The following is a 19,509-nucleotide window of genomic DNA, read 5'->3' as shown; positions in this document are numbered from 1 at the left end:
GGGGGTCACATTGGACGGATTCTCGGCTGCGCCCGAGGAGATTCGCGCGTACGGGAACGTGGCGGCGGCAGCTGCCGCGCACATCGCCGCGACGGAGGGGCTGGACGTCGCCACCAACGTCGCGGCACTGACACCGGTTTTCGGCGTCATCGGTGCCGACTTCCTCGCGACATACGCCGCCACACAGGCGACGCACGCGGGATCGGTTGCCGCACTGGCGAACGTCTACGCCGGGACCGGATCGGTCGCGCACGCGATCGCCGCCGCATACGACGCGGCGGATCAGGCAACCGGCGCCGTGTTGGGCTCCGCACGAAGCGCTCTGGGGGACAACGCATGACGACACCCGACACCACTCCTCCGGGCCAGCCGACGGTGCTCGATCTGCTGCAGGCGTCGCCCGTCGGGCCGGTCCTGGACATGCCGGTTCCGAGCACGCCGATGGAGGCGCTCGCGGCGTCACCCCTCGGGCCATTGCTGGACACGCCGTTCACCGACATCGCGGCCGGCGCACTGCCCCCGCTGCCGGCACTGCCGCCTCTCCCGCAGCTCCCTCCGCTGCCCCCGCTTCCCGGGATCGACCAGCTGCTCCAGCCGGTGTCCGACCTCGCGGGTGCATTCGGTTCGGGAACCATCGGCAGCTTCGATCCGACGGCGCTGCTACAGCAGTCGTCGTCGATCATCGACACCGCACTGTCCATGGGCATCTCCGGATTGCGGGCCCTCGACGGTGCGTGGGACGGGCAGGCCGCGGCCGCCGCTCAGACGCAGGGGCAGCAGACGCAGGCAGCCGGGGCCCAGCTCAGCGAGCGCGGCAACGAGATCGCCGCGGTCACGCAGGAAGCGGCCGGGACGGTGGCGCGGGGCAACGCTGAACTCGTCGCCGTCGCCGATTCGTTCGTCGCGACGGCCGTCGCCGCGGGCCCGGTCGTCCTGACGCCTCCCGGTCAGACGCTGCTCATCGCAGCAGCCGCCGACCATCTGCAGCGCGCGCTGTCGGTTGTCGCGAAGACACGCGCCGAACTGTCGGGGCATCAGGCCACGATGGCAGCGCTCGGCACGGCCATCCCGGTGCCGCCCGCCCCGATCCCGGCGCCCGGGCTCACCGCCGGTGGTGGCCCCTCCCCGATCGCCGTCGCGGCCTCGCTGCTCGAGGCCGTCGGCAAACCGCTGGTCGACTCGTCGATGCCCGACGTGCCCGCGCAGACCTACGCCGCCGGCACGACATCCACGGTGGGTGGCGACTACGTACCCCGCGGCGCGGGGGGTAGCGGCGGGCACGCGACCGGTGCGGCCGGTTCCGCGGTCCCCGCGTCGGTCGGCGGCGGATTCGGCGGGGGGTTCGCGGCGTCGGGTTCGACGCGTGGCCCGTCGGCGGCGCAGCCGTCCACGGGTGCACCGGCATCCGCGTCACTCGGTGGATCAGCTTTCGCAGCAACCGGATCGGGCGCTGTGAACACCACGTCCGGCGGTATGGCCTCGCCCGGAATGATGTCGCCGGGCGCCCGGCACGGCTACGACGACACCGTCGACCGCTCCACGCCGGGCTACCTCGTCGGCGCCGCCCCGAGCAACACCGTGGTCGGCGACCTGCCGCTGGTGGCACCCGCGGTCATCGGGGCCGTCGACCCCGACGACATCGGCTTCGACGACGACCTGCGCTGATCGCCGTTCGGGGCTCGGCCCGCCGCGTCAGATCAGGCCGAGCCCTCGAACCGCGTCACGCTCCTGCTCGAGTTCCGCGACCGACAGGTCGATCCGGGTTCGCGAGAACTCGTCGACGTCGAGACCCTGGACGATCCTGAACTCGCCGTCGGCGCACGTGACCGGGAACGAACTGATCAACCCGTCCGGGACGCCGTACGACCCGTCGGAGCACACCGCCATCGACACCCAGTCCCCGTCGGCGGTGCCGCGAACCCAGTCCCGCACGTGATCGATCGCGGCGCTGGCCGCGCTGGCCGCGGACGACGACCCGCGGGCCGCGATGATCGCGGTCCCGCGCTGCTGCACCGTCGGGATGAAGTCGTTCTCGATCCACGGCCGGTCGGACACCGCGTCCTCGGCGGGCTTGTCTCCGACCAGCGCGTGGGAAAGGTCCGGGTACTGGGTTGCGGAGTGGTTGCCCCAGATCGTCATTCGCCGAATATCGGCGGCGGCCTCACCGGTCCTGCGCGCGAGCTGCGCGATCGCCCGGTTGTGGTCGAGGCGGGTCAGCGCCGAGAACCGGGTGCGCGGCACGTCCGGCGCGTTGTTCATCGCGATCAGCGCGTTGGTGTTGGCGGGGTTACCCACCACCAGGATCTTGACGTCGTCCGACGCCCGGGCCTGGATCGCCCGACCCTGGTCGGTGAAGATCGCGCCGTTCTCGGCCAGCAGGTGCGACCGTTCCATGCCCTGGCTGCGGGGCCGCGCCCCGACCAGGAGCGCGACGCCGGCCCCGTCGAATCCGACGAGCGGGGCGTCGGTGATCTCGATCCCGTCGAGCAGCGGGAACGCGCCGTCCTCGAGTTCCATCGCGACACCCTCGGCGATCCGGACGGCCGCGGGAATCTCCAACAGGCGCAGTCGAACCGGGGTGTCGGGGCCGAGCATGTCGCCCGCCGCGATCCGGAAGAGCAGACCGTACGCGATCTGACCCGATGCCCCCGTGACGGTGACCGTGACCGGTGCGCTACCGACAGCTGCACTACTCATACCGCCTCCTCGCGTTGTAGTCGGCACCGTCCACGCTAGTCACGAATTGCACGGCGGGAGAAGGACGTCGGTCACACCGCACGACCGGAACTCGGCGTGCGATCTCTCACACCTGGACGAGTTTCGCGAGGTCGCTGCGGTGACTGAGCGCCAGCTTCTCGCAGGCCCGGTAGATGTGGCCCTCGACTGTCCGCACCGAGAGGACCAGACGACGGGCGATGTCCTTGTTCGACAGTCCCCGCCCCACCAGCACCGCCACCTCCCGCTCGCGATCGGTGAGCGGGAGCGGGCGCGCGGCCTTCGCGAGTGCCGGCGTGGTGGCACCGTCACAGCGGGACGCCAGCCAGTGGGCCTTCGCCGCGGCCGCCAGCTCGCCCCGCCGATCGTTCGACCGCGAGTACGCGGTCGCGGCCTGCGCGTACGTATCGGCGGCGGCGAGCAGCGCACCCACCCGCTCGAACTCGGCCGCGAGCGCGTCCAGCGCGGGACCGTCGGACTTCGCCAACGCCCGTGCCCGCGCGGTCGCCACCTGCGCGAACGGCCCGTCGACGAGACCTTCGAGGGCGCTGAGCCGCTCGACGGTCGTGTAGTCGCCGAATGTCGTCGCGACGTCGAGGGCGAGCGTCTCCACCGCGAACTGGCCCGACGCGGCGGCCAGGTCGGCGGCGCGCCGGGCCGCGTGCACCGCCGCGGACACCTCGCCCTCGGCGCCGGCGACCCAGGCGCGCGCAATGTCGACGAGCGGATCGAAGAAGGCGAGTTCGGGTCCCGAGTTCCGCTCGGCGATCACCAGCGCGGCCGCCGCGTCCTCCGGCCGCCCCTGCGCCGCCCGCACCTGGCACAGGCTGACAGCGGCGAGCAGCATCCACTCCGAACGGGTCTCCCGGTCGAGGACCGCGAGCGCCTCCGTCAGGTGGGTGGCCGCGTCGTTCAGCCGGCCGGAGGTCAGTTCCACCACGCCCGACGCCACGTCGGCCAGCGCGGCACTGTTCGGCTGTCCGGCGGCCAGATCGCGGTACCGGGCCGCCATGTCCTGGGCAGCGGCGAGCCGCCCGACCAGGGTGAGAGCCTGCACCTCGAAGTAGCCGATGTGGAATCGCAGCAGGCCGTCGCCGTGCGAGATCGCCTCCCACGCGGACGAGGCGAGCGCCCCCACCTCGTACCCGCGGCCCGACACGGTGAGCGCGGCCACCCCCGCGAAAACACCGCTGGCACGGGCCCACGGATGCGCCTCCGGAGCGGCCTCGACCTGCCGCGCGAGCGCGATGGCCTCGCCGAGGCGGCGGTCGTACAGGTGCAGGACCGCGTCCAGCGCGACGACCGACACCCGCAGCATCGAATCGGTGATCCGGCCGCGCTCTCGTTCGAACAGCTCGACGGCCTCCTGCGGGCGGCCCGCCTCCAGGTACAGGCTCGCCACGCGCGTCAGCAGCCACCGCGCGACGTCGTACTCGATCAACTCGTCGGGGTCGACCGCGGCGAACACCGCCTCGGCCTCGTCGCCCTTCCCCTGCCACATCAGCGCCCGCCCCAACGCGAACGACGCGTCGAATCCGGCGCCGAGCCGCACCGCCGCGGCCGCCAGCCGGGCGCCCTGCTCGAGGCTGCACATCGCGATCGCGTCCTCCGCGCCGCGCACCAGCAGCTGGGGATCGGGTTCGACACCGGACTCCATCGCCAGTTCCGCGATCCGCATCGACGTCACGACACCCGGATCCGGTGCCTCGCGCAGCACCTCGACGAGCCGCCGCTTGATCCGCTGCGACGCGAGCACCCCGGCCCGGTCTCGGATCACCTCGCCGAACAGCGGATGTGCGAGCCGCACGACGTGCGAGTGCCCGACATCGCGCACCCGCACCAGGTCCATCCGCTCGGCCTCCTCGATCGACCGGCGACTCACCAGTTCGCTGAGTACCTCGAGCTCGAGCGGCTCGCAGAACGCGAGGTAGTCGACGACGTCGAGCGCGTCCTTGGGGGTGCGTGCGAAGCGCGACTCGAGCAGCGACGCGAGTTCCGGCGAGATGCCCGGACGTCCGCGCAACTGCCACACACCGCCGGACTTACGGAGGGTGCCCCCGTCGAGCGCGCCCTCCACGAGGTGCCGCAGGAACAGCGGGTTACCTTCCGATTCCTCCCAGATGGCGTCAGCGCTGAACCGCTCGACCGGCGCGCCCAGGACCGCCGACAGCTCGTCGTCCATCTCGTCACGGGTGAACGGCGGCACCACGAACGGCGTGAGCAGGCCGTCCTTCCAGAGCGCCTCGATGGCGCTCGGTACGGGGGCGCCGCTGCGGACCGTCACGACCAGGCGGGCATCGCGGCCGACCGCCAACTGGTGGACCAGGCCCGCCGAGAACTCGTCGAGCAGGTGGGCGTCGTCGACGCCGACAATGCCCACCCCGCCGTCGGGGGCCAGACCGTCCTCGGCGAGTACGTCGCGCACGGCGCGCAGCGCGACGACCGGGTCGCGCGACGTCGTCCGGGCGAGGTGCGGGGCGAATGCCCCGAGCGGGATGTTCTGGGTGGATTCGGTGCCGACGATCCACCGGGCGTCGCCAGTGAGCGAGCCCACCAGTTCCCTGGCCATGGTCGTCTTGCCGACGCCCGCGGTACCGACCAGCACCACTCCGCACGACCTGCCGTCGCGGAGCAGTTCCTCTGCACCCCGGAACGCGGCCCTGCGATCCAGGACGGGCCAGAGACCGACCATGCTTCGAACGATAATCCTCTGGGGCGACAGTGCGAAGCGATCGGACAAACCCGCAACCAGGGAGTTACCGCCCGGTCGGTCCGTATCAACTCGACAGCGAGGCGACTTCCTGGTCCGTCAGCGTCGTCTGCGGGACGCGGCCGGCATCACGGATCAACTCGACCGCCCGGTACAGCGGGCGCTCTTCGAGCCCGGCCCCGCGCGCCTCGGCACGCAACTGCTCGATCAGGACGGATGCGGCCGCCGCGGCGGGCGCCAGTTCGCTCGCCGACAACGCGTCCGCGAGCTTGCGAAGGCCGAGCACGTCGAGTTCGCGTCCCCCACCGGTGGCGTAGAGCGCGAGCGGCACCGTCTGGGCGGTGCGGGTGTCGCCGACGCGGATCGCCACCTGGCTGATCCGCGCCGACCGCACCACGAACTCGACCGTGGCCGCCTGCGCGACCTCCACGCGACGCCGGCGCAATCCGTTGGAGGAGTGAAGCACGGTGCCCTCCAACCAGATTCGCCGCCGGGTCGCCAACATTGCCGACACCGCGGTGGGCAGGCCGATGACGGCGCCGACGGCGAGGGCGATCAGCGGGGCGGCGAAGATCGCCACGATCCCCCCGGCAACGACACCGATGAGGATCGAGACGATCGCGACGCGGCGCATGCGGGGCGCCAGCATCGACGCCGGGATCAGGTCGAGGGAATGCTCCTCCCGACCGTTACCCTCAGGCGCCGGCAAGAAGTGAGCCCGTCTGCGCCACAACCTCTTCCAGGGGGACGGAGACCTGGTCGCCGGTGCTCAGGTTCTTGACGCCGATGGTGCCGGCCTCGAGGTCCTGGTCACCGAGCACCAGCGCCAATTGCGCCCCCGACCGGTCGGCGGCCTTCATCGAGCCCTTGATGCCACGGTCGCCGTAGACCATGTCGACGCGGATACCCGCCGTCCGCAGATCGTGCGCAATCTTCACCATGCGGGCCTTTGCGGCGTCGCCGAGCGGCACGCCGAACACCTCGCACCGGGCCGGGGTGGACGCCGACTTGCCCTCCGCGGCGAGCGCGAGGATCGTGCGGTCCACGCCCAAGCCGAAGCCGATGCCCGACAGCGGCTGACCGCCCAGCTGGGCCATCAGGCCGTCGTAGCGTCCGCCGCCGCCGATACCCGACTGCGCACCCAGGCCGTCGTGCACGAACTCGAACGTCGTCTTGGTGTAGTAGTCCAGCCCGCGCACCATTCGCGGGTTGATCACGTACGGGACGCCGAGCGCATCGAGGTGCGCGAGCACCTGGTCGAAGTGCGCCTTCGCGCTCTCCGAGAGGTGGTCGAGCATGAGCGGCGCGTCGGCCGTCATCGCCCGCACGTCCTTGCGCTTGTCATCGAGCACCCGCAGCGGGTTCAACCGAGCGCGTGCCTGCGTTTCTTCGTCCAGATCCAGCCCGAACAGGAACTCCTGCAGGCGCTCCCGATACTGCGGGCGGCACGTGTCGTCGCCGAGCGAGGTGATCTCGAGCCGGAACCCGTCGAGTCCGAGGCTGCGGAACCCGGCATCGGCGATCGCGATGACCTCGGCGTCGAGCGCCGGGTCGTCGACGCCGATGGCCTCGACACCGACCTGCTGCAGCTGCCGGTAGCGGCCCGCCTGCGGACGCTCATAGCGGAAGAACGGTCCGGCATAGCTCAATTTCACCGGAAGCTGGCCACGGTCGAGACCGTGCTCGATCACCGCGCGCATCACACCGGCGGTGCCCTCAGGACGAAGCGTCACCGAACGGTCACCACGGTCGGCGAACGTGTACATCTCCTTGGAGACGACGTCGGTCGACTCACCGACACCACGCGCGAACAGGCCGGTGTCCTCGAAGATCGGCAACTCGATGTGCCCGTAGCCCGCGAGCCGGGCCGCGCGGGTCAGTCCGTCGCGAACGGCGACGAACTCCGCGGACTGCGGCGGAACGTAGTCGGGAATGCCCTTGGGGGCCGAGAAGGTGCTGGCGCCTGACTTACTCACTGTGCTTACTTTTCCTTACTGGGAGGCGGTCAGTCCAACGAGAAACGGATTGGCGGCCCGTTCCTGGCCGATCGAGCTGGCACCGCCGTGGCCGGGCAGGATCGCGGTGGTGTCGTCGAGCACGAGCAGCTTACGGGCGATCGACTGCAGCAACTGGTCGTGATCGCCCCCGGGCAGATCGCTGCGGCCGATCGACCCCTGGAACAGCGTGTCACCGGTCAGCGCCACCTGGAGCGGGCCGTCGTCGGTGCTGATCGTCGTCCGCACAACCACCGAGCCCTGCGTGTGGCCGGGGGTGTGGTCGACGACGAAGTCGATGCCCGCGACGGTGAACTCGTCGCCGTCGGCGAGTTCGATCACCTCGGCCGGCTCCCGGAACTCCACCCCGTCGATGAACTTGTTCATCGACGGACCGATCCCCCGCCCTGGATCGGTGAGCATGTACCGATCGTCGGGATGGATGTAGGCCGGGATCCCGTACCGCTCGCACACCGGCGCCACCGACCACGTGTGGTCGAGATGGCCGTGCGTGAGCAACACCGCCCGCGGCTCGAGGTCCGACTGCGTGAGGAACTGCACCAACGGCTCGGTCGCATCCTGCCCGGGGTCGACGACGATGCACTCCTTCGCGTCGTCCTGCGCGAGGATGTAGCAGTTGGTCTGGAACATCCCGGCCGGGAATCCGGTGACGAGCACGGTGTCAGCTCCTAGAGTTCGGGTCGACTACGGGACCGCAGACGAATCGAATACAGCCTAGGCGTTCGCCTCTCCAGGATCCTCTCAGGATTCGGTGGCAGACTCTGTGCCGCCCACGGACGGAGGCGGGTCCGCACGACCGACTGCGTAAAGTGCGGAAAAACCGAACAAGACGTACGGGAGGACGACTGCAGTGCCGAGCAATCAGCAGCGCCGGGAGGCGGCGAAACGGAAGCTGGAACGCCAGCTCGAACGACGCGCCGCGCGCGACCGCAAGCGCAAGCAGATGACGATCGCCGGGTCGATCGTCGGAGCGATCGTCGTCGTCGCCGTCGGCGCTGTCGTCGTGACGCTGTCGGGCAAGGACGACGGCGCCTCCACGGAGAACACCGCCGCCTCCGAGACACCCACCGCGGGCGCGCTACCCGCCGGCCGCGCCGAGGCCCTGCCGAACCTCGTCAACTGCACGTACACCCCCACCGGCGACGCGGCCAAGCCCAACACGCCACCCCGCACCGAGGGGATCGACACCACCGTCAAGACCGTCAGCGCCAGCATGGAGACCTCGCAGGGCAACATCGGCCTGACGCTCGACAACGCGGCCTCCCCCTGCACCGTCAACAGCTTCGCGAGCCTCGCCGGTCAGGGCTACTTCGACGGGACCACCTGCCACCGCCTCACCACCAGTGACTCGCTGAAGGTCCTGCAGTGCGGCGACCCCACAGGCACCGGCAGCGGCGGCCCGGGCTACCAGTTCGCCAACGAGTTCCCCACCGACCAGTTCGCCACCGACGATCCGAACGCCCAGATGCCCGTGAACTACGCGCGCGGCACGATCGCGATGGCAAACGCCGGGCCGGGCACCAACGGCAGCCAGTTCTTCCTCGTCTACGGCGACTCGAAGCTGGCGCCGCAGTACACCGTCTTCGGCACGATCGACGAGACCGGACTGGCAACTCTCGACAAGATCGCCGCCACCGGCGCCGCGGGCGGAGCCGCCGACGGCAAGCCCGCCACCCCCGTCGACATCACGAGCGTGAGGCTGGACTGATGATCAAGAAGCACAGCGCGATTCTGGCCGCCGGCATCGGCGCCGCCCTGATCCTGACGGGCTGCTCGAACGACAACGACAACTCGTCCGACAGCGCCGCATCCGCTGCGTCGTCGAGCACGTGGACCACCCCCGCGGCCCCGACCGTCGACATGTCCCGATTCGGCGCCCTGCCCGCGGTCCCGACCCCGGCCGCGCCCACTGTGGAGTGCAGCTACATCCCGGACGGCCAGGCGGCAAAGCCCGTGCAGATGCCGAACGCGACCGGCATCGCCGACGCGGGCGCCACAACGCTCACCCTCACCACCAACCAGGGACCGATCGGCCTGACGCTCGACCGCGCCAAGGCGCCCTGCACCGTCAACAGCCTCGTCAGCCTCAGCGAACAGGGCTATTTCGACAACACTCCCTGCCACCGCATCTCCACGACGGCCCCGCTACAGATGCTGCAGTGCGGCGATCCCAGCGGCAGCGGCGCGGGCGGACCCGGCTACCGCTACGCGAACGAATACCCGACAACCGCGTACGCGCCGACCGATCCGGCCCTCGACAACCCGGTCGTCTACCCGCGCGGCACCGTCGCCATGGCCCACAGCCAGCTCCCGGACAGCAACGGCAGCCAGTTCTTCCTCGTCTACGCCGACTCCGTGCTGCCGCCGCAGTACACGGTCCTGGGCACCATCGACGAGGCCGGTCTTGCCACGATCGAGAAGGTCGCCGTGGCCGGGGACGACGGCTCGAGCCCTGCCGGCGGCGGCGCGCCCAAGACGCCGGTCACCATCGAGACCGCCAAGGTCGGCTGACACCACCTCGCGAACAGCCGAAGGGTCCCTTCACACGCTCACAGCGCGTGTGAACTGGTCCCCGATTGTTGGACTGGCTAAGTGGGAGCCTAAGCCGCGAGGGCCTGGGTCCGGTATTGCACCGGGCTCAGGCCCTCGAGTTTTGTGGAGATCCGTTCGGTGTTGTACCAGTCGATGTAGTCGTCGATCGCGGTGGTCAGCGCCTCGGTGTCGGGGTATCGGGTGTGGTCGAAGAGCTCGGCTTTGAGGTGGCCGAAGAAGTTCTCCATCACGGCGTTGTCGTAGCAGTTGGCCTTGCGCGACATCGATTGGGTCGCAGCGGCTTCAGCGAGCAGCCGTCGCCAGGACGAGTGCTGGTACTGGAATCCCTGATCCGAGTGCACGAGCGGGGCCTGCCCGTCGTCGAGGGTCGCGAGCGCGGCTTGCAGCGAACTGTTGGTCAGTTGCAGCGTCGGTGACGGGCCGATCGAGTGGGCGACGATCTGCCGGTCGAACAGGTCCATGACCGGTGACAGATACAGCTTGTCGTCGCCGATGCGGAACTCGGTCACGTCGGTGACCCACTTGCGGTTCGGGGCGTCGGCGGTGAAGTCGCGGTCGAGCAGGTTCGCCGCGATCGTGCCGACCTGGCCCTGATAGGCGACGTACTTGCGCTTGCGTCGGACCCGGCAGGCCAGCCCGAGCGTGCGCATCAGCGTCAGCACCGTCTTCTTCGCCACCCGCCAGCCGGCACGGGTCAGTGCGTGGTGGATGCGACGGTGCCCGTAGCGGCCGCGGCTGCGCACGAACGCCTCGGTGATCGCGGCCTTCAACTCGGCGTTCGGGTCCGGTGCCCGCAGACGCGCCTGGTGATAGAAGAACGTCGACCGGGCCACCCCGGTGGCCTCGAGCAGCACATCGATGCGGTGTTCGGCCTTGAGGGAGACGACGGCAGCGACCTTCACCGTCGTTGTTGCGCCCTCAAGGCCCGTAATTTTCCCAGGTAGGCGACCTGCGCCCGCAGCACCTCGTTCTCGCGGCGCAGCTGCTCGAGCTCACTGACCTCGTCCGGCCCGGGATCGGCGGGTTTCGGGGGACGCCCGGCCCGCTTCGGGCGCAGCCCGTCCTCGCCCTCGTTGCGGTACTTGCGCACCCACGTCTCGATCAGTTTCGGCGAGGACAGGTCGAACTCGCGGGCGAGGTCGACCTTCGCCTCGCCGGCGATAGCGCGGCGCACTACGTCGAGTTTCAACTCGAACGAGAACGACCGTCTGTCCCGAGGTTTGGCCACCAGAACTCCTCTTCCGCGAACCCGCCACCGGTCATACAACCGTCTGACGGCTGGCCGACCCACGCCCAACCTCGTCGCGACCGTGCGGTCACCCACACCGACCTCGAACAACGCTACAGCCACCACCCGCTGATCCTCGGACAGTGAACTTCGTGCACGCATAAAACTGCTCCCCGGACATCGGAACCGAATTTCTCAGTCCAACTTCCGGGGAGCAGTTCAGTGAAGGGACCCTTCGACCGTCCACCGGACTCCGCCGCTGGTTCCACAGCGGCTCCGCGAGCTACGCCGCAGAAGTGACGCGGTAGACGTCGTAGACGCCCTCCACGTTGCGCACCACGTTGAGCACATGACCCAGGTGCTTGGGGTCGCCCATCTCGAACGTGAACTTGCTGATCGCGACTCGGTCGCCTGACGTCGTGACCGACGCCGAGAGGATGTTCACCTTCTCGTCGGCGAGCGCCTTCGTCACGTCCGACAGCAGACGGTGCCGGTCGAGCGCCTCGATCTGGATCGCCACCAGGAACACCGACGACGGCGACGGCGCCCACTGCACGTCGATGATCCGTTCCGACTGTTCCCGAAGGGAATTCGCGTTGGTGCAGTCGGTGCGGTGCACGCTCACCGCGCCGCCGCGGGTCACGAAACCCATAATCTCGTCGCCCGGGACGGGGGTGCAGCACTTCGCGAGCTTCGCGACCGTGCCCGGCGCACCGGGCACCAGGACGCCCACGTCGCCCGTCCGCGGCCGGTTCGTCGGGATGGTCGACGGCGTCGACCGCTCGGCCAGTTCCTCCTCGACCGCACCGACGCCGCCGAGATGCGCGACGAGTCGCTGCACCACGTGCTGAGCGGAGACGTTGTGCTCGCCCACGGCCGTGTACAGCGCGGAGACGTCGGTGTACCGCAACTCGTGCGCGATCGCCGCCATGGACTCGGCATTCATCAAGCGCTGCAACGGAAGCCCGCCGCGGCGGACCTCCTTCGCGATGGCGTCCTTGCCGGCCTCGAGAGCTTCCTCGCGTCGCTCCTTCGCGAACCACTGCCGGATCTTCGCCTTCGCCCGCGGCGACACCACGAACGACTGCCAGTCCCGGCTCGGTCCGGCGTTGGCCGCCTTCGAGGTGAAGACCTCGACGACCTCGCCGTTCTCGAGCGTGCGCTCGAGGGCGACCAGACGACCGTTGACCCGCGCGCCGATACAGCGGTGCCCCACCTCGGTGTGGACCGCGTACGCGAAGTCGACCGGCGTCGACCCCGACGGCAACGTGATGACGTCGCCCTTCGGCGTGAAGACGAAGATCTCCTTGACCGCCAGGTCGTAACGCAGCGACTCGAGGAACTCGCCCGGATCCGCGGCCTCACGCTGCCAGTCCAGCAGCTGACGCATCCACGCCATGTCGTCGACCTCGGCCACGTCACCGGAGTGCCGCCCCTTGGTCTCCTTGTAACGCCAGTGCGCGGCGATACCGAACTCCGCGGTGCGGTGCATGTCGCGGGTGCGGATCTGCACCTCGAGCGGCTTGCCCTCGGGGCCGATCACCGTGGTGTGCAACGACTGGTAGACGCCATACCGCGGCTGCGCGATGTAGTCCTTGAACCGGCCCGCCATCGGCTGCCACAGCGAGTGCACGACACCGACCGCCGCATAGCAGTCACGGATCTCCTCGCACAGAATGCGCACACCCACCAGGTCGTGGATGTCGTCGAAGTCGCGGCCCTTGACGATCATCTTCTGGTAGATCGACCAGTAGTGCTTGGGCCGGCCCTCGACGGTCGCGTTGATCCGCGAGGCCGACAGCGTCGCGTTGATCTCCGCCCGCACCTTCGCCAGGTACGTGTCCCGCGACGGCGCCCGGTCGGCGACCAGCCGCACGATCTCCTCGTACTTCTTGGGGTGCAGGATCGCGAACGCCAGGTCCTCGAGCTCCCACTTGACCGTCGCCATGCCGAGTCGATGCGCAAGCGGCGCAATCACTTCCAACGTCTCGCGCGCCTTGCGGGCCTGCTTCTCGGGAGGCAGGAAGCGCATCGTGCGCATGTTGTGCAGCCGGTCGGCGACCTTGATCACCAGCACGCGCGGATCGCGGGCCATCGCGATGATCATCTTGCGGATCGTCTCGCCCTCGGCCGCCGATCCCAGCACCACCTTGTCCAGCTTGGTGACGCCGTCGACGAGATGCGCCACCTCCTCGCCGAACTCGGCCGTCAGCTCGTCGAGCGAGTAGCCCGTGTCCTCGACGGTGTCGTGGAGCAGCGCGGCCACCAGAGTCGTGGTGTCCATACCCAGCTCGGCGAGGATGTTCGCCACCGCGAGCGGATGGGTGATGTACGGGTCGCCCGACTTGCGGAACTGCGTCGCATGACGCTGCTCGGCGACGTCGTAGGCGCGCTGCAGCAGCGAGAAGTCCGCCTTCGGGTACAGCTCCCGATGCACCGTGACCAGCGGCTCGAGCACCGGCCGGATCGGGGCGTTCCGCTGACCGGTGATGCGCCGCGCCAGCCTGGCCCGCACCCGGCGCGACGCGGACGTCGGCACCGGCGCCGGCTTGTCGGCGGGAGGCGTCGCACCTGTGTTCTTCGCACCTGTGTTCTGGGACCGGTCAAGATGCTGGGTCATGCCGTCACCTCCTGCCACCGCGCTGCGGGCGGCCCCTCGGGACCCGGCGATGCTGCTACACCACCAGGCACAACTGTAGTCCTCAGACCTTCACGAGCGATGTCAGCGGGTACCGCTCGAACCGCTCCCGACCACCCAGCGCCTCGATCTCGAGCACCACGGCCACGCCGACGACCTCCGCGCCCGCGCGCGACAGCAGCTCGGCCGCCGCAAGCAGGGTCCCACCGGTCGCGAGGACGTCGTCGATCACGAACACCCGGCGACCCGTCAGGTCGGGCGCGTCGCACGGAATCTCCAGCGTCGCCGCGCCGTACTCGAGCGAGTAGCTCTGCGCATGCACCGGCGGAGGCAGCTTGCCGGCCTTGCGTACCGCGAGAACACCGCATCCCAACTCCATCGCGACGCCACCGCCGAGCAGGAAGCCACGCGCATCGACGCCGGCCACAATCTCGGCACCGGCACCGGCCGCCACCAACCCCTCGATCACCGCACGGTATCCCGGCCCGTCCGCGAACACCGGCGTGAGATCCGCAAAGCGGACGCCTGGCGTCGGGAAGTCGTCGCACCACCGGGTGAGCCGCGACACCGCCGTTCCGGCCCGTTCCAGCGCATCGGCGAGATCGGGATTCACGGCTTCGGGGGCATCCATCGCAGAAATCACCTCAGAAGTATCCACCGGTCCATGTTCCAGCCCGCACCGGACCTCGTCGGATTCGGCACCACCGCGTGCATTCCGTTCGAATGCGCGGTCGTCCTCGGCTGATCGAACAGCGGAATCGTCGGCATCTCGTTCCACAGGATCGCCTCGGCCTCACCCGACAGCGACATGCGCGCGGAGAGCGACCCGTCCACCGCCAGCTGATCGACGACCTGATCGAAGCGCCTGTTCGAGAACCCGCCGAAGTTGTCGCCGTTGCCGGACCGCAGCGCGAACGCGGCATCGGTCGGCACCGTCGAGCCGGCCGCCCCGGCCGCCGACGCTGTGCCCGCGAGCACCGCGTCCACCTGACCCGACGCGAGCGCGTTCGGGTGGAAGTCCGGCGAGCTGACGTCCTCGACGGTGATCCCGGCCGCCGCACACGAGGCCGCGGCCTCCTGGACCGTCTGCGCGCGCCGTTCGTCGGGTCCCAGGTAACCGACCCGGACCGTCAGCTGCGACTGCCCACTGTTCTCCCGTGCCGCCTTCGCGCCCGGGATGTCGGGATCGGTGTACATGCCGCCCTCGGCCGCGACCGCGGACTGGTAGAACAGCGTGTCCGGCGCGGTGATGCGGGAGTCGACCACGCCCGAGCCCGGATCCTCGGCCGGCTCGAAGCCCGGGTGGCCGACCTTGTCGAACAGCTGCTGCCGCGGCAGGCACAGCGCGAACGCACGACGTGCGTCGACCGAGCCGAACACCCCGTGGTTCGCGAGCACGAACTGCTCGACGCTGCGCGAGGGCTCGTTCACGACCTCGAAGCCGTCGCCCAGGTCCAGACCCGGGATCGAACCCGAGGCGATGTCGACGACCTCGATCTTGCCGTCATCGACGTGAGACTGCACGTCCGAACCCTTGGGCCACACCACGATTCGGGACGTCGCCGGCTTGGTGCCCCACCAGCGCTCGTTCTCGACGAGCACCAGACCGTCCTTCTCGGTGTACGAATCGATCTTGTACGGCCCCGACGACGGCAGCTTGGTCGTGTCGAGCTCACCCGGGACGAGTCGCCACCCGGTGTTCCAGAACTCCGCGATGCGGCGCACCGCGTCGGTGTCACCCGATCGGATCGCACCGACCAGGTCCGGCACCCCGGCCGCCTGCGCGGCCACGTGCGCCGGCATCAGCTCGGTCGCGCCGAACAGCGACTGCCAGTCGAGGAACCCCCGACCGGGCTTGAACACGACCGTCGCTTCCTTCGAACCGGGCGCGCAGTCGACGCGATCGATGTCCGCGTAGCCCGCACGGGTCGCGGCGTCGAACATCGGGGCGTGCCCCTCGTCCGCCGAGCGGGTGAACCGTCCGCTGCCGGCCGCCCATGCGAGCACGAGGTCGTCGCACGCGATCGGGACGCCGTCGGAGTACACCGCGGCCGGGTTGATCCGGTACTGCACGGCCAGGGTGTCGCCCGGGAGAACACTCGCGGTCGCGTAGTCGGTGTCCGCCACCGGGCCGCCGGACGGCCCGATGTAATTGGTCCCGGTCAGCACCCGCCCGAAGGCCGCCGCCGCTCCGGTCGCCGACCCCTCCCGGGTGTTGCCGTTGTACGTCGTCACGACGTTGTCGATCGCGTACCCGAGGGACGGGACCTGGTCGGCGGGCTCGCCGCACGCGGTGGCGGTCGCCCCGACCGCCACCACGGCGGTCAGGGCACCGATGACCCTGACCACCCGACGACGCGATCCGCGAGTGGTGTTCGTTGCCGGCATGTCAGTGCCTCTTCTTGTTGCGCTTCCCTGTCGGCTGTGCCCCCGGTCGCGGCGTGGTGCCCGCGGTCGTCCGCACGCGCGGCTCCGGGCGCTCGGCCACCGCCGTCCGCCCGCCCGACGCGGCCGTCTGACGCTTGGCGAGCACCTTCTTGGTGTGCGCGGCCACGGGTCCCCACCGTTCCTTGATCGACACCAGTAGCGGAGTCGCGTAGAAGATCGACGAGTAGGCGCCGACGATGATGCCGACGAGCTGGACGAGCGCGAGGTCCTTGAGGGTGCCGACACCGAGCAGCCAGACCGCGACCACGATCAGGCCCAGCACCGGCAGGATCGAGATGACGGTGGTGTTGATCGACCGCATGAGGGTCTGGTTCACCGCCAGGTTCGCCTGCTCGGCGTACGTGCGCCGGTTCAGGTGCAGGACACCGCGGGTGTTCTCCTCGACCTTGTCGAATACGACGACGGTGTCGTACAGCGAGAAGCCGAGGATCGTCAGCAGGCCGATGACGGTCGCGGGGGTCACCTCGAAGCCGACCATCGAGTAGACGCCGGCCGTGACGATCATGTCGAAGAACAGCGAGATGATCGCCGCGATCGCCATGTCGCGCTCGAACCGGATCGCGATGTAGATGCTGACGATGACCAGGAAGACCACCAGCGCGATGAGCGCCTTCTTGGTGATCTGCCCGCCCCACGTCTCACTGACGTCGGCGACGCTGATCGCGTTCTTCGACGGGTTGCCGCTGCTGTCCTCGGGGTGGAACTGGTCGAAGAGCGCGTTCTGCAGCGTCGCGACCTGCGCCGGGTCGAGGGCCTCGGAGCGGATCTCGACCGACGAGCTGGATCCGGAGCCGACGGTCTGCACCGACACCGGTTCCATGCCGAGCGCGTCGGAGTACACCGTCTCGACCTGCTCGGTGGTCACGCCCTCCGGCGTCGGGAACTGGATGCGGGTGCCGCCCTCGAACTCGATGCCGAGGGTGAACCCGCGGACCACGATGCTCAGCAGCGACAGCCCGACGATCACACCGGTCAGCCAGTAGTAGAACTTGCGCCGACCGACGACCTCGAAGCCGCCGGTGCCCGTGTACAGCCGCTGCAGCCAACTGTGGTGCGGCAGCAGTGCCTGGTCGACGCCGGCGTCGGTCATGCCCGTGTCCTGCTTCGTTGCGGAGGTGTTCGACTCGGTCATGCTCATGCCTCCATGTCGGACGATGCCTGCGATGCCGGGGCCGACGCCGCCACCATCTTGCGTTCCCGCGCGACCTGCTGGACCGCCCCGAGACCGTTGACGCTCGGCTTCGACCAGAAGCGGGACTTCGACGCCAGGTACACCAGCGGCCAGGTCACCAGGAACACCACGACCACGTCGAGGATCGTCGTCAGACCCAGGGTGAACGCGAAGCCGCGGACCTGGCCGATCGCCAGCACGTACAGCACGGCGGCGGCGATGAAGCTGACCGCGTTGCCGGACAGGATCGTGCGCCGGGCGCGGGCCCAGCCACGCGGAACGGCCGAGCGGAAGGTGCGGCCCTCACGCATCTCGTCCTTGATGCGCTCGAAGAACACGACGAACGAGTCCGCGGTCATGCCGATGCCGATGATCAGACCCGCGATACCGGCGAGGTCGAGCGTGAAGCCGATGTAGCGACCCAGCAGCACCAGCACGGCGTACACCATCACGCCGGACAGGATCAGCGAGAGCGCGGTGAGCAGTCCGAGCATGCGGTAGTAGATCAGGCAGTAGAGCAGCACCAGCACGAGGCCGACGGCACCGGCGATGAGGCCGGCCTGGAGCGATGCGAGGCCCAGGGTCGCCGACACCGTCTCGGCCTCCGACGCCTGGAACGACAGCGGCAGCGAACCGTACTTGAGGGTGTTCGCCAGCTCCTGTGCCTGGCTCTGCGTGAACTGGCCGGTGATCGACGTCGAGCTGCCGACCGGGGTGGCGCCCTGCACGACGGGCGCGCTGACGACCTTCGAGTCGAGGGTGAACGCGGCCTGCTTGCCGATGTTGGACGCAGTGAACTGCGCCCACGTCGAGCTGCCGCCGGACTTGAAGCTCAGGCTCACCTCGTAGCGCGACTGCTGCGAGTTGAATCCGGACGACGCGTCGGAGATCTCCTGGCCGTCGATGATGCTCGGGGCGAGCAGGTAGACGGCGGTGCCGTCGGTCGAGCAGGCGACGAGCGGCAGGTTCGGGTCGTCGTTGCCCTGCAGCGGGTCGGGAGCCGAGCAGTCGAGCGTGGCCATCGCCTGCTGCTGGACGGCCGGGTCCTGGCTCTGTCGGGTCTCCTTGGCCTTCGCGATCTCGGCGGCGGCGGCCTCCGGCGAGTCCGCCGGAGGGGCCTCCGGCGCCGGCTGCGCTGCGGGCGCGGCCGCGGCCTGCGAACCGATGACCGGACGGATGTACAGACGCGCCGTCTGGCCCAGCGAACGGGCCTGGGAGCTGTCATCGCCGGGAACCGTGATGACGAGGTTGTCGCCGTCGATCACGACCTCCGAGCCCGACACACCGAGTCCGTTGACGCGGGTCTCGATGATCTGCTGGGCCTGACGCAGGCTCTCCTGGCTGGGCGTGCTGCCGTCGGGCGTGCGCGCGGTGAGGGTGACGCGTGTCCCACCTTGCAGGTCGATCCCCAACTCGGGGGTCGGGGACTTGTCTCCGGTGAAGAAGACCAACGCATACAGCGCCGCCACGATCACCGCGAAAACGGTGAGCGAGCGCACTGGATGCACCGATCCTGTCGAAGGTGCCACGGTCTGTCTGTCTCCTCGATACGTGCGGTTCAGGTGAATGACGCAATGAGTGGCAGAGGGTCACTGCCGCTCGGACGAGCCAGGCGCGCGCACGCCCTCGTCGGCGGGTGCGAAGACCTGCCGACGAGGGCGGCTACCGCACTACTCGCCGTTCAGACGCCGCTGGGTCTCGTCCGGAGTCTCGTCGGTGTGGTCGACGGTGTCGTCGATCGCCTCGTCGTCGACGAGACGCTCACGGACGACCATGCGGGACCACGTCGTGACGACGCCGGGCGCGATCTCCAGATCGATGGTTCCGTCGTCGAGGCCGGCGACAGTGGCATGCAGGCCGGCCGTCGTCATCACGCGGTCACCGATCTGCAGGGCATCCTGAAGATCGGCCGTCTTCTGCATCTCCTTCTTCTGGCGCCGGATGCCGAGGAACATCGGCACCAGCAGAGCAAGGATCAGAAGCGGAAAGATCAATTCCATCGGGAAGTCAGTCCTCGGTTTCGTTCACATA

17 protein-coding genes and 1 pseudogene are annotated in these 19,509 nt (G+C 69.4%); 4 read left to right on the top strand and 14 right to left on the bottom strand.

Translation table 11 applies throughout. The annotated features are described in order from the left end of the window. The first annotated feature begins 10 nt into the window (after positions 1-10). Both ABTV10_RS11080 and ABTV10_RS11075 read left to right on the top strand, forming a co-directional pair. Positions 11-340 carry an ESX-1 secretion-associated protein gene (locus tag ABTV10_RS11080; protein ID WP_433612607.1) on the top strand — a complete coding sequence of 110 codons (330 nt, stop codon included), beginning with the start codon at positions 11-13 and terminating at the stop codon, positions 338-340. Then, positions 337-1,665: a hypothetical protein gene (locus ABTV10_RS11075; RefSeq protein WP_499034702.1), complete on the top strand. Its 1,329-nt coding sequence runs from the start codon at positions 337-339 to the stop codon at positions 1,663-1,665. The genes ABTV10_RS11080 and ABTV10_RS11075 overlap by 4 nt, the downstream gene beginning before the upstream one ends. Positions 1,666-1,692: 27 nt before the next feature. On the opposite strand, the gene ABTV10_RS11070 is transcribed toward ABTV10_RS11075, so the two are convergent. The 5 genes from ABTV10_RS11070 to ABTV10_RS11050 all read right to left on the bottom strand — a co-directional run bounded on the left by ABTV10_RS11070 (position 1,693) and on the right by ABTV10_RS11050 (position 8,097). Continuing rightward, positions 1,693-2,697, bottom strand: a complete 1,005-nt coding sequence (locus tag ABTV10_RS11070; RefSeq protein WP_499034700.1) for a malate dehydrogenase — start codon at positions 2,695-2,697, stop codon at positions 1,693-1,695. Positions 2,698-2,803: 106 nt separating this feature from the next. Further along, positions 2,804-5,407 carry a helix-turn-helix transcriptional regulator gene (locus ABTV10_RS11065; protein WP_499034699.1) on the bottom strand — a complete coding sequence of 868 codons (2,604 nt, stop codon included), beginning with the start codon at positions 5,405-5,407 and terminating at the stop codon, positions 2,804-2,806. A gap of 85 nt (positions 5,408-5,492) precedes the next feature. Continuing rightward, complete coding sequence (locus ABTV10_RS11060) at positions 5,493-6,134, bottom strand: hypothetical protein (RefSeq protein ID WP_499034697.1); 642 nt, start codon at positions 6,132-6,134, stop codon at positions 5,493-5,495. Continuing rightward, the gene (gene hisS, locus ABTV10_RS11055) at positions 6,121-7,401 is read right to left on the bottom strand and encodes a histidine--tRNA ligase (protein WP_499034695.1); all 1,281 of its coding nucleotides are present in this window, start codon (positions 7,399-7,401) and stop codon (positions 6,121-6,123) included. The genes ABTV10_RS11060 and hisS overlap by 14 nt, the downstream gene beginning before the upstream one ends. A 15-nt stretch (positions 7,402-7,416) precedes the next feature. Further along, entirely contained in the window at positions 7,417-8,097 is a 681-nt protein-coding gene (locus tag ABTV10_RS11050) for an MBL fold metallo-hydrolase (protein ID WP_499034693.1), read from the bottom strand. 193 nt (positions 8,098-8,290) lie between these two features. Between ABTV10_RS11050 and ABTV10_RS11045 the strand changes: the two genes are divergently transcribed. Beyond that, positions 8,291-9,148 (top strand): peptidylprolyl isomerase, encoded by an 858-nt coding sequence (locus ABTV10_RS11045; protein ID WP_499034692.1) that lies wholly within the window; start codon positions 8,291-8,293, stop codon positions 9,146-9,148. Next, the gene (locus tag ABTV10_RS11040; RefSeq protein ID WP_499034690.1) at positions 9,148-9,951 is read left to right on the top strand and encodes a peptidylprolyl isomerase; all 804 of its coding nucleotides are present in this window, start codon (positions 9,148-9,150) and stop codon (positions 9,949-9,951) included. Before ABTV10_RS11045 ends, ABTV10_RS11040 begins: the two co-directional genes overlap by 1 nt. Before the next feature lie 89 nt (positions 9,952-10,040). Here ABTV10_RS11040 and ABTV10_RS11035 read toward each other — a convergent pair whose 3' ends face one another. From ABTV10_RS11035 to yajC, 9 genes and pseudogenes are all read right to left on the bottom strand, one after another. Then, on the bottom strand, positions 10,041-10,895 hold the full coding sequence (locus ABTV10_RS11035) for an IS3 family transposase (RefSeq protein ID WP_499028888.1): 855 nt from the start codon (positions 10,893-10,895) through the stop codon (positions 10,041-10,043). Continuing rightward, positions 10,892-11,221, bottom strand: coding sequence for a transposase (locus ABTV10_RS11030; RefSeq protein ID WP_499035126.1), 330 nt, complete (start codon positions 11,219-11,221; stop codon positions 10,892-10,894). The genes ABTV10_RS11035 and ABTV10_RS11030 overlap by 4 nt, the downstream gene beginning before the upstream one ends. A 33-nt stretch (positions 11,222-11,254) precedes the next feature. Further along, positions 11,255-11,383 (bottom strand): annotated as a pseudogene (locus tag ABTV10_RS11025) (hypothetical protein); the annotation flags it as partial. Between the two features lie 121 nt (positions 11,384-11,504). After that, positions 11,505-13,841, bottom strand: coding sequence for a RelA/SpoT family protein (locus tag ABTV10_RS11020; RefSeq protein WP_433612591.1), 2,337 nt, complete (start codon positions 13,839-13,841; stop codon positions 11,505-11,507). 82 nt (positions 13,842-13,923) lie between these two features. Then, entirely contained in the window at positions 13,924-14,490 is a 567-nt protein-coding gene (locus tag ABTV10_RS11015; RefSeq protein ID WP_499034688.1) for an adenine phosphoribosyltransferase, read from the bottom strand. Positions 14,491-14,498: 8 nt separating this feature from the next. Then, positions 14,499-16,247: an ABC transporter substrate-binding protein gene (locus ABTV10_RS11010; RefSeq protein ID WP_499034686.1), complete on the bottom strand. Its 1,749-nt coding sequence runs from the start codon at positions 16,245-16,247 to the stop codon at positions 14,499-14,501. A 1-nt stretch (position 16,248) separates the two neighbouring features. Next, positions 16,249-17,439 carry a protein translocase subunit SecF gene (gene secF / locus ABTV10_RS11005; RefSeq protein WP_499034683.1) on the bottom strand — a complete coding sequence of 397 codons (1,191 nt, stop codon included), beginning with the start codon at positions 17,437-17,439 and terminating at the stop codon, positions 16,249-16,251. Between the two features lie 2 nt (positions 17,440-17,441). Continuing rightward, positions 17,442-19,007, bottom strand: a complete 1,566-nt coding sequence (secD, locus tag ABTV10_RS11000; protein WP_499034681.1) for a protein translocase subunit SecD — start codon at positions 19,005-19,007, stop codon at positions 17,442-17,444. Between the two features lie 141 nt (positions 19,008-19,148). Next, entirely contained in the window at positions 19,149-19,478 is a 330-nt protein-coding gene (gene yajC / locus ABTV10_RS10995) for a preprotein translocase subunit YajC (protein WP_433612581.1), read from the bottom strand. Positions 19,479-19,509: the final 31 nt, after the last annotated feature.

This window comes from Paraburkholderia sp. RHO2, assembly GCF_050955445.1.
GTDB classification, from domain to species: Bacteria; Actinomycetota; Actinomycetes; order Mycobacteriales; family Mycobacteriaceae; genus Prescottella; species Prescottella agglutinans_A.
Note: the sequence above shows the minus strand (reverse complement) of the source record. Positions and strands in the feature narration are given on the sequence as shown.